The following is a 12,911-nucleotide window of genomic DNA, read 5'->3' on the forward strand; positions in this document are numbered from 1 at the left end:
TAGCTGCATCGCCGTGGGACCGCTGCACGTCAGCGGCCCCACGGCCCCGAAACCCAAAGGTCAGGATGCGGCCTCAAGATCGAATCAACGGGGGAATCGTGCCGACCGTTCTGCGCGAACACGAACACGAACACGACTCAGCTCAACTCAGGATCCGGAGCTCGACATCGGGCGGGGCCACCATGAACGACTTCCCGGCGACTGGCTGCGCGTACGACTCGCTGCGGGCGGCTTCCGGCTCGGGTGAGCGTCCGTGATGTGGACCGCACGGGAGAACGAGGCATGGCACCCGATCCTGGGCATGCCGACCTACCGCCTGACCGAGGTGCCGCGCCCGAGGCCGGACTCCTCACGGCCTGCCGATCGTGACGACGATCTGCGCGCCCAGAGATTCGCCGCGCTCGTCTCCGCCTGTCACGCCACCGGCCCGGCGGACACCGCCGGCCTGCCCCCGGGACGTGTCCTTCTCAGCTGGTCCCGCCCCTCGGCCGCACGCTCCGTCGACGTCTTCCTCGGCGGCTCGTCCCTCGTCGGCAGCGATGACGCGGCCGACCCGGAGGCGGTACTGCTCCGCCTCCCCGCAGGTGCGCGCGCACGACGAACACCTCCGGGGACGTTCACCGAGGCCATGGCGCGCTTCCCGTACTGGACCGCCATCGCCGGAGTCGCCGACGGGCTCCTGGTCGACGACGAACCCCGGGAGCGGGGGGTGTCCCGAATCCGCCCCACCCTTGAGGACAGCCTCCTCGGCGTGTGGCAGGAGTCCTTCGCCTGGCTGGTGGTGGCCGACCCGCTGGCGCCGGATGAACTCGACGAGATGGCCGGTGAGACGGCGGACCGGCAGCGGAGAGTGCGGTCCAAGGCGGAGAGCTCACCCGAATACGGGCTCGAGAGCGCTCGGCTGGAGCACAGGCACAAGGAGCTGACCAGGGCAGCGGCCACCGGGCTGTGGCGGGTACGCCTCCTGGCCGGTGCCGCCACGGCCGAGGACGCTCAACGCGTTGCGGCCCTGGTCTGCGCGTCGACGGACCTCGAAGGGCTGCCGTATGCGCTCAAGCCGACCGGGCAGTGGGGTGATCTGCCCACCCTGCTCAGCGGCTCTCTGCCGGAACCCACGGGCTTCCCGTTCCACGCGAGTTCGGAGCTGCTCGCGGCCGTCGTCCGTACCCCTTCCCAGGAGATCCCCGGCATACGTTTCGCACTTCGCCCGGAATTCGACGTCACCCCGGAGAACGCTGCTCAGCGCACACCGCCACCTGCCGCCCCGATCCGGCTGGGCGCGATCCTGGACCGCAACCGCAGCCCCGTGGGCGATCTGGATCTGCCCCGCTCCACGCTCAACCGGCACACCTTCGTCTGCGGGGCGACGGGCGGCGGCAAGTCCCAGACGGTCCGCGGCCTGCTCGAGGCCGCCACGCGCGAGCGTCTGCCCTGGCTGGTCGTCGAGCCGGCCAAGGCCGAGTACCGGTTCATGTCCGCGCGGCTGAGGGACGAGGACGAGGTGATCGTCATCAAGCCCGGTGACCGCGAAGCACTCCCCGCCGGGCTGAACCCGCTGGAACCATCCGTCTTCGCAGGCGGTGAACGCTTCCCCCTGCAGACCCATCTGGACATGGTCCGCGCACTCTTCCTCGCCTCCTTCGACCCGCAGGAGCCGTTCCCGCAGGTACTGAGCGCTGCTCTGACCCGGTGCTACGAGGACCTGGGCTGGGACCTCACCCTCGGTGAACCGAAGATCGCCGGGACCGAGCCGCGCTACCCGACGCTCGAGGACCTGGAGCACACGGCCCTGCAGGTCGTTTCGGATATCGGCTACGGCAAGGAGATCACCGACAACGTCCAGGGCTTCATCAAGATCAGGCTCGCCAGTCTCCGGCTCGGGACCACGGGACGGTTCCTGGAGGGTGGCCACCCCATCGACTTCGGCGAACTGCTGAAGCGCAATGTCGTCTTCGAGATCGAGGATGTCGGCGACGACAAGGACAAGGCGTTCCTGATGGGCACGATCCTGATCAGGCTCGTCGAGTACCTGCGGATGGAACAGCGCACGACTCGACGGCTCTCCTTCCCCCTGCGTCACCTGACCGTCTTCGAGGAGGCCCACAGGCTGCTGCGCCGCTCCGAAGAGGGCGGAGCGAGTTCGCATGCGGTGGAGATGTTCGCCGGCCTGCTCGCCGAGATCCGGGCCTACGGCGAGGGTTTGGTGATCGCCGACCAGATCCCGAGCAAACTCGTCCCCGACGTCATCAAGAACACCGCGGCCAAGGTCGTGCACCGCCTGCCGGCACAGGACGACCGCGAGGCCGTCGGCGCCACCATGAACATCACCGAGGCGCAGTCGGAGTACCTGGTCACCCTCAAGCCGGGTGAGGCCGCCGTGTTCACCGACGGCATGGACTATCCGATCCTGGTCCGCATGCAGGACGGTACGGACCGTGAGGACGCCGCAGCCATCCGCCCGGCGTCACCGGCCCCGATGATCTCGACACGAAGCCGGGCGTGCAGCGCGGACTGCGCCGCGGCCCCGTGCACGCTCCGGCAACTGCGCACCGCGCAACGCCTGGACGAACAGGACGAGCTGCGCATCACGCTCTGGGCCGAGATGACCGTGGCGGCCCATCTGCTGAGCTGGACCACTCCCCTTCCGGGGGAGGCCATGCGCCGCGCCCTCGCCCCCTACTGGTCTGCGGACCGGCGCATGGTGGAGTGCGCCATCGGCCAGGCGGTCGACCGCGCGGTCCACAGCCGTGTCGGAGCGGCGGCCTCGCCCGACGCCCTGGCCCAGCACGTCGCCTCGGTGATGCGGGCCCAACTCGACGGGCACGACCCTTGCCCGGTCGCCGAGCCGCGGTGGAAGGCCCGGAAGGGGACGAAGACGCGGCAGTACTACCACGGGCGGTACACGCCGTCGCTGCTGGAGAAGGCGGTGGGCTGCGCGGACCCGTCGGAGGAGTGGGCCAGGCGATTTGCCCGCGCGCTCGCCTGCTTCGCACGCAGGCCCCGTAAGCCGGCGGCGCCGGAACAGGTCGCGGGGGGCACGGAGTGAGCGAGCTCGACGCAACCGAGACCACCGCGGCGGACGTCCCTCCGCCTTCCCCGCTACCGGACACCCCGGAGCCCGTCGGGGAGCCGAAGGAGCCGAAGGAGCCGACGGAAGCGGACGGCGGCGAAGGTGCCGACGACTGGTCGCCGGACGGCTGCGCTGAGCCGGAGGAGCCTGAAGCCCCCGACGACACGGCGGAGCCGTCGACTGCCGACGCCGACGCCGACGCCGACAGCGTGGACGCTGCCGACACCGTCGATGCCAGGAAGCAGGCGGCGCAGGCCAACGGGCTGATAGACGAAGCCGGGCGTGTTCCGGTCGAGGAACTGGACTCGGGCGACCGGGTGCGGGGTTGGCCGTGCGACGACACCGGGTACGAGATACGGGCCGAGGACTTGGAGTACCTGGGTTTGGACGAAGGGCAGGTGGAGGCCTGGCAGCGGTTCGAAGCGCCGCTGGGCATGACTCCGGAACAGTTCACGGAGTTCAGAGTCGGCCTGAACGAAGCGCTCGCGGCGGACGGGATCGATCCGGAGCGAGTGGATATCCGCCTGCAGGGCTCAGCGGCACATTTCTTCTCGGGGTCCCACAAGGACTTTCCCGCTGAGCGGGACCTGACCGACCAGCCCGAAGCACAGGCCAGGCTGACGGAATGGATGGGTGACCGACCGGAATCCGAACGGCCTGCCCGGATACCCTTTGATGCCAAGCATCTGCTGGGGGTGGAGGACAGTGAGGGCACGTGCGAGCCGCCCAGCGACTACGATGTTCAGCTTTCCTCCAGCGAAATGGTCGACAAGGCCAAGGAGACGTGGGAGACCGCGGACCCCGACGTGCGCAGGCCCACCGTCATCCACCCGAAGTATGACTTCGTGGACAAGAAGACCGTTGAACAGGCGTTCCCTGCTCTGAATGAGTGGAAAAATCACTGGGAGCAGGAGACCGGGCGCGAAGTGGCCCCGGCTCTGTTCTCGTCGGACGGCCCCCCGGACAGGACCGACGTGGGCAAGGGAATCTCGACGCATTTTCGTGAAACCGATTGGATCATCAACCGTCCGAGAGGCGACGTAGATGAATGACCAGCTGCAGATTCGAATGAAGGGAGAGCTCAGCGAAGGCCGGCTCTCCGCCTTCCGGGAGAAGGTGGGGTTGGCGCCGCGAGGCCGCCTCGACGATGACTGGGACGAGGAGTTCGGGAGGCGGGAGCTGCGCCCCAAGGAGAAAGGCAGGGTGCATCTGTCCCTATGGCGTTACGCGGATGACGACTGGATGATTTCACTCACTTACGAGCGGGATCCGCTGCCCGCCGAGGAAGCGGCAGAGGTGCGGCGAAATGTTCTGGACGCAGCTGCCCACGCCGGGCTGACGGTCACCGCCCAGGTTCCCTCGTAGAGCTCGGAACGCGGAGAAAAGGCAATGACGAAATCTGAGTTCCATGTTTCGGCTGATGTGGAGGCCGACGGACCGGTACCCGGGCCGTTCTCGATGTCGAGCTTCGGCCTGGCGGTCGCGGGGGTTCACGACGGAACGGCGTTTCAGGCCTGTGACCCCGCCGAGCGCACGTTCTACGCCGAACTCAAGCCGATCAGCGACGCGTACGACCCGGAGGCCCTGGCAGTCAGCGGCCTGGACCGCGGCCGGCTGGCACGAGAAGGCCAGGATCCTGCGCAGGCCATGAACGCTGCGGCTGCCTGGCTCGCAGGCGTATCCGACGAGCTGGCCGCCGTTCCGGTATTCGTCGCGTACCCGCTGGGCTACGACTGGATGTGGATGTACTGGTACTTCATGCAGTTCGCCGACGCCGGCTCGCCGTTCGGGCACTCCCGCTGCATGGACCTCAAGACGCTGTACGCCGCCAAAGCCGCCGTGCCGATCAACGAGGCGACGAAGCGGTCGATGCCACGCCATCTGCTGTCCTCGCGCCCCCATACCCACAACGCCCTGGACGACGCGATCGAACAGGCCGAGCTGTTCCAGAACCTGATGCGCTGGGAAGCCGACGTCTGAACCGTCAACGGGGGACGCGCAACAGGCGAGTCGGCGCCATGCTGATCGGCCATGGCCCGTACCTGGTCGATCCACCCTCCGGCAGAGAGGGCCCGTGCTGTCGCCTGCCCGAGCCATCGATTACGTGACCGCGTTGCTGGGCGGCGATGCTCCGCTCGGCCTCGCGGCGGCCGCCTTCGGGGAAGTCGTCGAACGCATCAATCAAGCCTTCGCTGTGCGCACCGTCCGCCCGGGCGGGTCTTGCCGGACATCCTGACTGCGACGCGACGCCGCGACCCGCCTGGTCCAGATGGCCCGCGGCGGATCCCGTATCGCGACCCGTTACGTCACGCCCTTGCGTGAAGGCGGCTCGCTCCCGGAAATCGTCGAGGCCGACGACCTCGGTACCTACGTCATGAAGTTGTCTACCTGGCGGCGCTGACCTGCGATAATGCGGCCTTCCGCGCCTCTGACCTGCCCAGACGAGTCTTTCAAGGTCTTTCACGCTCGTGCCGCGTTACGCAGCCGATTCTCCCCACGCGCTCCCCAGCGCCGCCCGTACTCCCCAGATTCTCCCCAGCGAACGCTGGTTCTTGAAGGCGCTGCCGCTGGTGGGGCATCTATCACGACATGCGGAGCCAGCTACACACAGTATTGGAGGTCGAATCGGTCTGGGAGTTCGCTCGGTTTCCCCGTCGACGCCTCCGGCCAGCTACGGACGGAGGCCGAGACCGCGGGGGTTATCGGGACCGGGGTACGGGGCTCGCCATCGGCGTTGTCCTCGCCGAGGTTGGGTATTGGGCACATGTCTCTGCCGAGCAGGCTCCGAACGTTTCGTCAGGTGTCTTGCCTCTGGGGGCGGCGCGTCAGCCGTCCCGGGCGATCAGGGAGTCGCGCAGGTCGGAGAGCGTCCTGGCCGTGCCGTCCACAGTTAACGACCAGAAGGTCCATCCGTCTACCTGGTCGTCGCCTGTCGCCATCCGCGCCGCGGACGTGGGTGTGTTCAAGGGCTGCTGGAAGCAGATGATCCTGCCGTCAGCCAGCAAGGTTGCCCTGGCCGGGCCCCGCTTTCCCCGACCCGTCAACGTGATCCCGCCGGCGGAGAACGCCTCGGAGGGTAGGGCGGCCACCAGGATCCGCAGGTCGACGCGGTGGCTTGCCGGGGTGGCCGACAGGGGCTCGGTTCCGTCCCTCGCGCCTGCGGCGACGTCGCTTGCCGTCCCTCCCCCAGGTGGCGCGTGACCTCCCGGGCGGTCGTGGGCTAGGAGGGCTAGGCGCTCCGCCGCCTCGGCCGCCGCACTCCACTCGGCGGTCGTCTGGGTCAGGCCGTCGATATGATCGCGGGCGTACTGCGCCACAACGGCGTCGTCTCTGCGGATGAGGTATAGCTCGACGAGCTTTATCACGTTGCTGATCAAGGTCGACCTGCCCTCGGTGAGCAGGTCGGAGTTGAGCGCGAGCATGCGTATGGTCTCGTCCACCCGACAGAGGTCCCGGGCCGCCTCGTCGTCGGAATAGCGCCGTTCGGGTCTGCGTCGGGCGTAGCCCTGCCTGTCGAATCCCACAAGTTCGGCGTCCTCGGCCACCACCGGATCGAGCAGCACTGGTAGTTCGCCATCCAGGCTTTCGCCCTCCGACGCGCGTTGCCCGAGCAGGGGGAAGCGGGCTCCCTTGCCCACTCCGGCGCTCTCATCGCCGTAGCGAGCACCGCCGCTGTTGCAGTGGTGGCAGGCGAGGCGGTAGTTGGCGGGGTCGTAGGCGAGCCACCAGTATCCGCGGTGCCCGGCCTCGTCGGCGACCGCGGACTTCGGCCGGTAGTGGTCGACGTGGTATGGCGAGCGGACGAACCCAGTCTCGCAGTACCAGCACTTCTTTCCGATGAGGGCTATCAGCAGGTCGCGGATCGCGTCCTCCCGCCACATCTCGCTAAAGGAGAACTTCTTGTCCGCGTCCACGGCGTCCTCGTGGAGCCTCTCGAGTTCCTTGGCGGCCCTGTCCGCCCACTGCTGCGGGGCGGTGAGTCCGGTGTTGTTCACGTGGCGCACCAGGATCAGACCCCCTGGGAGAAGCGCTCGTCGAAGAGGACGCGTGCGGTCGCTTCGAGCTCCTCGCCCGTAGCGTCGCCGTTACGGGCTCGCTCGATGAGTTCCGTGCGTCGCCGGTGCAGTTCCGCCAGGAAGGAGGAGAGCACCGGATCGCGGCGCCCCGTTGCGAAGCCCATTCCATCGAGCCGGTCGGTCACCTTCTGGAGTTCTCGGCGGGCGTCGGGGTCGTCCTTGGCCACTGGTATGAGGCGGTACTGGGCGTCGATCAGGTCCTGCGTGTGTTCGTCGAGTTGGCTCCGGAGGCGGAACAGGTCCGAGGTGAGCAGCCCGCCGGCTCCACGGCCGCGCGGGGCGGTATCCGGGGCGAGCGCCGTGGTCCGTCCGTCGGCGTCCGTGTTGAGCACTCGGATTTGCTGCCGCAGCATGTTTGAGACGAGGAGGGGCTCGTGGGTGGCGTCCGGAAGACGGCGGCGAACGCGGCCCTGGAACGTCGGCGCCTGGGGATCGGCCACGGCCTCCCGCAGCCAGCGGGCCACGGTGTCCGGCTGGTGGAAGCTGAAGACCTCCCGGGGGCACGGCTCGGGTCATCCCCGTTCTGGAACAGCACCCGGACGCCGTCGGTGGCGTACGTGTAGGGCATCCGCCGCTCCGCGGACGCCGTCGACCGGGTGCCGGCCTCACGAGTCCGGGCCATCGACGCCCGCAGATCCTCGCCGCGGGGCCGCACCTCGACGGTGCCCACCGGCCGGCCGTCGACGCGGAGCACATAGTCCGGTCCCGCCGCCCGGTCCGGTTGCGCCGCGCCCCGTACCGCGACCCCCCGTACCGGTATCTCGTGCGGCGCGTCCGAATCGTCCCGTACGGTCCATCCCGCCTCGGTCAGCAGGTCCGTGACGCCCCATTCCGCCTCCAGGAGGGCCGAACGTGCCTTCAGGGACACACGGGTGGCCGTCTCGGCAGGCGTACGCCGGTCGAAGGTTCGCCGCAGCACGGGGACGTACTCGTCGAGCAGGGCGACCCAGGTGGCCAGGCCAGTCACTGGCTCCCACATGGGGACCTGCCGGTGCGGTGAGCCTGCCGGGGCGTCGTCCCATTCGGCCGACGGGACGAAGGAGAGCGCGTCACGCACTCCGGTCCGCAGCCGGAAGTACCAGACGCCCAGGTCAAAGCAGTGCCGTACGAGACGCCGCGCACGGGACCGGTCGTCCGGTCCAGCCTCGCCGCCGGGTGCAGGGTCGCCGGAGCGGCGCAGTTCGGTCAGCGCGCGGTGCACCGGGCCGTCGGCCGCGCCTCCGGCGGACTCCGGGCCGAGCATCCGGGCGGACTCCGCGGTCAGCACCTCCGCGAACTGCCGAGCCTGAGCGAGAGACCGCTCCGGGCGGGCGTGCGCGTCGGCCTCGGCACCCGCGCCGTACAGCAGTAGGAGGGGCTCCAGCGGCAGCAGGAAGCCGAAGTTCGCGGAAGAGGCGGCCAACTCCGCGAGGGCTTCCTCGGCGGCTGCCTGGTGCACTCGGCCCACGTTCCCTTCACTCCTCGTCAGCGTCACCGGCGACCGTGGCACGGCGTTGAACAAGCACCCAAATCTATCGCCTCGGGTCGGGCCCCGAGCCCGTCCGGCGGGGACCGCTAGCCGAGGAACGGGCTGGGCCCCGCCATCGTGATCGGCAGCAGGGCATGGATCGATGGCGAGGAGATTGGACCATGGACGCGCGTGCGCGCAGGAGATCGTTGAGCACGCGCACCGGAGACGTCGGACACAGGGCCAGTCGGGCGTCGAGCGCTGTCTCCCACTGCTCGGTCAGGCCGAGCATGAGGCGTTTGCGCATGCCGGGGGTGACGTGGGCGTAGCGCGCCGAGACCGAGCCGTCGATGTGGCCCATGCGGTCGTCCATGAGGACCTTCTCGGTGCCGAGGTCTTCCATCACGGTCCGGTGGGTGTGGCGGAGGCCGTGGGGTGTGAGGCCCTTTGCGATCGCGAGCCAGCGTGCGTCGGCCCGCTCACTGGCGCCGCGTCCTCGGTCCGGGATGCCGGGCCACGGCTCGCCGAGCAGCGGTACGGGGCGGGCCTGCTGTGGTGCCTTCTTGGGGTACCAGCCGGAGACCGCCGGGGTGAACAGCCAGGTCGCGAAACCGCTTCGGCGCCACTGGGCTGCGTGCTCCGAGACCGCGCTGCCCCGCAGGAACCCCAGGTCAGCGATGGCCTGTTCCACCCTGACCCGCTTGGCTTCGGTGACGCGATCGGGGTGGTTGAGGACGTTGGACACCGTGCCTGTAGAGACTTCGGCGCGGCGTGCGACGTCGATGAGCTTCGCGCCCTGGTGGCCACCGGGGCGGGCCACGCCTTGCCCCCGGAAGAAGTAGATCTTGCCGTGGCACGGACAGGGTGTCAGCTTCGTGCGGGCGACGTGGTTGGCGACCAGGGCTGACAGCCAGTCCATCGCGTCGATGGTGCGGTAGCCGTCGTCCTTGGGCGGACAGCGCACCAGCTCACCCGTGTCGAGTTCGTACAGTTGCCACTCGACGCGGATGGAGCCGGGGCGGGCGAACTCCGCCTCCAGACCGACGATTTCACCCCAGCGCATGCCTGTGTACCCCTTGAGGACCACGGCGACGAACTCGTCGTCGCGGACAGACAGCAGGGCGGCCCGCTCGGCGGTCAGCAGAATACCGAGCGCGTCAGTGACGACCTTCTCCGGACCGCGGCCTCGGAACGGCTGGCGCGCTTGCTGCGCCCGCGCAACCTGGCGGCCGGGTTGGACGTGATCAGGCCCTCGTCGACCGCGTCCTCGAAGATCAGGTGGAGCGTCGAGCGCCAGGTCTTGACGCTGGAGGTCGCGTAGACGGCTTTCTCCTTCTTCTCCCACAGATCGACGTCCGTGCGCAGGATGCTGGCGAGCGCCTCGTCCTCGAACTCGGGGATCAGGTGTTCCTCGATGTGGTGCCGGTAGTTCTGCATGGTCGAGGCGGCCAGGTACTCGGCCTCATACCATCGGTTGGCGTACTCGCCGAAGGTTTGCTGGCCACGCTCGTTCTGATGGTGTGTCAGGTAGGTGCTGGGCTGGTCAGGCCACCCAAAAGGGCGGGGTGGCAGGGGCCTGTCCGAGAAATCAAAGCGTCGGTGGGAGAGGAGATCTTCTTGAAGTCGTCGCCCTCGGGGCGCTGACCTGCGGGAATCGGTCGATGAGGCGCTGTGACCTGCGGTGATGCCTGTTTCAGGTGCTTTCATCATGCTGCCCATTTAGGCAGTCGATTCTCCCCACGCGCTCCCCAACGGAGCTTCATTCTCCCCAGATTCTCCCCAGCGAGCGCCGCTTCGGGAGGGGTATCGCCCCTGGTAAGACGGGCTCCCGGCTAGATGAAGCGGCTACGCATCGTATCGGAAGGGCGGCTGGCCGGCAGGGCGCAGTGTGCGCACCCTCCCCGGCTGCGTCGGGCTACGTAGCCGCGCCGGGCGCGGGCGCCGGCCACGTCCACTACAAACCGGCTCGCCCTGGAGTACGTCGGATTTGCCCGCCGAGCGGTGCGTATTCGCAGACGATCGCATGGAGAACCTTCCGCCTGTCGCCGAGCTGGGGATCACCACCGTCTACCTGAAGTGCTCCACCAGCGAGCGGGCGATCCTCGTGTTCGCGACCTCGCTCGTCGGCATGGTCGGCGTCAACCTGCAGAAGGCGCTCCTCGCCGTCGACGACACCGAGATCCTCACCCGTGCACTGAGGCAGGCCGTGGGCGAGGAGCCAGCTGCCTGACGCCTCTCGGCGCACCCAACGGGGGATCAGATCGTGCAGGGAGCACTTGGACTTCGTACGGTCGGTGTCGGCACCCCTGACAGGACGGGTGCGCCCCGTGGGCCGGTCCCGCGTTCCTTCGCATGTACGCGGGACCGGCCGTGCCACACTCAGTACAGGGCCCGTGTGTCTCCCCCGTCGCACCGGCTCATCCGGCTCCACCAGGCCCACCGCCTGGTGGAGCCGTCGCGCATCAGGCCGGAGCGAGGTAGGCCAGGACCTTCATCCCGAGCTTCGACGTGGAGACGAACAGCGTGACCCCACCCGCAACGGTCAGGGGGACGCAGAGGCCAAGGCCGACCAGAACGAAGCTGACGACCAGCGTGATGATGACGGCGAGCAGGAAGACGATGACCGTGCCGAGGATCCGGTCGGACTGCGGGGTCGCGCTGGAAGACGCACTCATGGGCCCCTCCCAAGGGACAGAGGGGTTCCCCGGCCGACCCATGCCCCAGGGCGTTTGGCTGTTTGCTGTTATTTCACTACACGAGGGTCGGACACACGGGGCGCCCGCCCGGCTGGAGCCGCCCTGCGCTGTGACAGCACATTGAGCGAGTGCCGTCGAAGGATGCTCGATCACCGTGCGATCACGGGAGAACTCACCCTCCGGTGCTTCGCATCTCGGTCAGGCGGCCAAGGGCATGCTCGCGCTTGAGCCATGCAGTGAGCTGGAGCTTCTCGCGCTCGTCCCTGTCCATGCTGCCGTCGGCAGGTAGCGCCTCCAGGGCCGCCTGTGCGCAGTGGAATGCCTCCTCGTAGCGCCGCTCATCGCGGAGCTCGTCGGCACGGTCAAGGAGACGATGGGCTTCCTGCTCGCTGCGCACGGGGGTCGTCATGGGCCGAGTCTGCCTCACGGCTGCTGTCTTGTGACACTGTCCCGTGCCACGCGAATCTTGAGCTTGTGCCATCCATTTGAGCAGTGCAGGGCACCTTTGGCTGGCTGGGCGAAGCCCCCGGGAGCTTCCAACGGGATTCGTCGGACCGTGGCCTCATCGGCGGGCTACCGTCGGACAGGGCGTGCTGCCCACGATCACCCCGAGGAGGAATCCTGTGTCATCGCCCTGCGACCCCCAGTACGCTCCCGCCGGCGATGTGGGTGCTGCGCTCATGGTGATCGACTCTCGGCTCAAAGCCGTCTACGACGGCAAGGCCGAGACCGACCTCGAGCAGCAGCAGTTGAGCGACCAGTTCGCCGCGTCCCTCGGCCCCGACGAAGCCAAGGACATGCTGGACGGCGCGTGCACGCTCATCTACATGTTCATGCAGTGGCTGCGGATGGCCTACGAGGACCACGACAGGGACGTCATTGAGTACGTCGTGCCCAGCTTCGTGGCCTCGATGCGCATGATGCCCAAGAGCATCCGTCCCGAGGTCATCCCTACCATGACCGGCCTGGTCGTCGCGGCCGGCACCGGCCTGAGCCCCAACCTGTGGCGCAAGCAGTACGGCGACTGGACCGGGGACGAGATGAATCCCCTGGAAGCCACGGCCTTGCTGCTCGCGGAGCACATCAACCGGCTCACTGACGACCGCGACTTCGCCACCCGCATGATCACCGAAGCCTTGTCCAGCTCATCGCAGGGCCCCTGGCCAGCATGATCGCCGGGCACGGGCAGGCTTAGACGCGCTGTGGGAGCCGGTGCCGCCCCTGATCGTCCACCACGATCACCGGCGGACAGCCGGGGAACGGGAACAGGTCCTGCGTCCCGATCCAGCACCAGCCCGCCTCCCACAGCGGCCGATGGCCCCGGTCCTCCGGGAGGGGAGCGGTCGCCCCGCACGCGGGTACAGACGACCTCCGGGCTTGGCGGTCGTCATCTCGGGGTCCTTCCGGCGTGGGGCGTCCAGGGTATCGAGAGTTCCGTTTCGCCTTCCATGCGCCGTGCGCCCCCACGAAATCTGATGGCACAGGGAATCGCCGTCGTGCCAAGCTCCACCCACCGAAGGGGCGTAGCTCAGCCCGGCCAGAGCAACGGACTCCAAACCCGTACGCCGCAGGTTCGAATCCTGCCGCCCCTGCGACAACATCAGAGCGGCCAGGTCCTCGGG

The 12,911-nt window shown here is 68.4% G+C and carries 11 protein-coding genes, 1 tRNA gene and 1 pseudogene; 7 read left to right on the forward strand and 6 right to left on the reverse strand.

Annotated features, from left to right (window positions below):
* Window positions 1-256 precede the first annotated feature (256 nt).
* The 4 genes from ACWGI8_RS27020 to ACWGI8_RS27035 are packed head-to-tail and all read left to right on the forward strand — an operon-like array spanning window position 257 to window position 5,050.
* Window positions 257-3,046 carry an ATP-binding protein gene (locus ACWGI8_RS27020; protein ID WP_453664738.1) on the forward strand — a complete coding sequence of 930 codons (2,790 nt, stop codon included), beginning with the start codon at window positions 257-259 and terminating at the stop codon, window positions 3,044-3,046.
* Window positions 3,043-4,122: a hypothetical protein gene (locus ACWGI8_RS27025; protein WP_453664721.1), complete on the forward strand. Its 1,080-nt coding sequence runs from the start codon at window positions 3,043-3,045 to the stop codon at window positions 4,120-4,122. The genes ACWGI8_RS27020 and ACWGI8_RS27025 overlap by 4 nt, the downstream gene beginning before the upstream one ends.
* Window positions 4,115-4,435, forward strand: a complete 321-nt coding sequence (locus tag ACWGI8_RS27030; protein ID WP_453664722.1) for a hypothetical protein — start codon at window positions 4,115-4,117, stop codon at window positions 4,433-4,435. Before ACWGI8_RS27025 ends, ACWGI8_RS27030 begins: the two co-directional genes overlap by 8 nt.
* A gap of 24 nt (window positions 4,436-4,459) precedes the next feature.
* Window positions 4,460-5,050: an exonuclease gene (locus ACWGI8_RS27035; protein ID WP_453664724.1), complete on the forward strand. Its 591-nt coding sequence runs from the start codon at window positions 4,460-4,462 to the stop codon at window positions 5,048-5,050.
* An 845-nt stretch (window positions 5,051-5,895) separates the two neighbouring features.
* Here the strand turns inward: ACWGI8_RS27035 and ACWGI8_RS27040 are convergent.
* The 4 genes and pseudogenes from ACWGI8_RS27040 to ACWGI8_RS27055 all read right to left on the reverse strand — a co-directional run.
* Window positions 5,896-7,065, reverse strand: a complete 1,170-nt coding sequence (locus ACWGI8_RS27040) for a restriction system modified-DNA reader domain-containing protein (protein ID WP_453664725.1) — start codon at window positions 7,063-7,065, stop codon at window positions 5,896-5,898.
* 14 nt (window positions 7,066-7,079) lie between these two features.
* The gene (locus tag ACWGI8_RS27045) at window positions 7,080-7,313 is read right to left on the reverse strand and encodes a hypothetical protein (protein ID WP_453664727.1); all 234 of its coding nucleotides are present in this window, start codon (window positions 7,311-7,313) and stop codon (window positions 7,080-7,082) included.
* 26 nt (window positions 7,314-7,339) lie between these two features.
* Complete coding sequence (locus ACWGI8_RS27050) at window positions 7,340-8,593, reverse strand: hypothetical protein (protein WP_453664729.1); 1,254 nt, start codon at window positions 8,591-8,593, stop codon at window positions 7,340-7,342.
* 64 nt (window positions 8,594-8,657) lie between these two features.
* Window positions 8,658-10,096, reverse strand: a pseudogene (locus tag ACWGI8_RS27055) (LacI family DNA-binding transcriptional regulator); the annotation flags it as partial.
* Between the two features lie 520 nt (window positions 10,097-10,616).
* Here ACWGI8_RS27055 and ACWGI8_RS27060 point away from each other — a divergent pair.
* Window positions 10,617-10,823 (forward strand): hypothetical protein, encoded by a 207-nt coding sequence (locus tag ACWGI8_RS27060; RefSeq protein WP_453664731.1) that lies wholly within the window; start codon window positions 10,617-10,619, stop codon window positions 10,821-10,823.
* 232 nt (window positions 10,824-11,055) lie between these two features.
* Here the strand turns inward: ACWGI8_RS27060 and ACWGI8_RS27065 are convergent, their stop codons facing one another.
* Window positions 11,056-11,268 carry a hypothetical protein gene (locus ACWGI8_RS27065; RefSeq protein ID WP_453664732.1) on the reverse strand — a complete coding sequence of 71 codons (213 nt, stop codon included), beginning with the start codon at window positions 11,266-11,268 and terminating at the stop codon, window positions 11,056-11,058.
* A gap of 193 nt (window positions 11,269-11,461) precedes the next feature.
* Window positions 11,462-11,698, reverse strand: coding sequence for a hypothetical protein (locus ACWGI8_RS27070; protein WP_453664734.1), 237 nt, complete (start codon window positions 11,696-11,698; stop codon window positions 11,462-11,464).
* A gap of 214 nt (window positions 11,699-11,912) precedes the next feature.
* On the opposite strand from ACWGI8_RS27070, the gene ACWGI8_RS27075 reads away from it, so the two are divergent.
* Complete coding sequence (locus tag ACWGI8_RS27075; RefSeq protein ID WP_453664736.1) at window positions 11,913-12,461, forward strand: hypothetical protein; 549 nt, start codon at window positions 11,913-11,915, stop codon at window positions 12,459-12,461.
* A gap of 345 nt (window positions 12,462-12,806) precedes the next feature.
* Window positions 12,807-12,881: transfer RNA gene (locus tag ACWGI8_RS27080), tRNA-Trp, on the forward strand.
* The last annotated feature ends 30 nt before the right edge of the window (window positions 12,882-12,911 follow it).

It is taken from the genome of Streptomyces sp. NPDC054841 (assembly GCF_053611045.1).

What these genes read in the sequence shown, in the direction of transcription:
- ACWGI8_RS27060 (WP_453664731.1), top strand. Translation starts at nt 10,617, where the DNA reads ATGGAGAACCTTCCGCCTGTCGCCGAGCTGGGGATCACCACCGTCTAC.
- ACWGI8_RS27030 (WP_453664722.1), top strand. Translation starts at nt 4,115, where the DNA reads ATGAATGACCAGCTGCAGATTCGAATGAAGGGAGAGCTCAGCGAAGGC.
- ACWGI8_RS27035 (WP_453664724.1), top strand. Translation starts at nt 4,460, where the DNA reads ATGACGAAATCTGAGTTCCATGTTTCGGCTGATGTGGAGGCCGACGGA.
- ACWGI8_RS27070 (WP_453664734.1), bottom strand. Translation starts at nt 11,698, where the DNA reads ATGACGACCCCCGTGCGCAGCGAGCAGGAAGCCCATCGTCTCCTTGAC.
- ACWGI8_RS27020 (WP_453664738.1), top strand. Translation starts at nt 257, where the DNA reads ATGTGGACCGCACGGGAGAACGAGGCATGGCACCCGATCCTGGGCATG.
- ACWGI8_RS27065 (WP_453664732.1), bottom strand. Translation starts at nt 11,268, where the DNA reads ATGAGTGCGTCTTCCAGCGCGACCCCGCAGTCCGACCGGATCCTCGGC.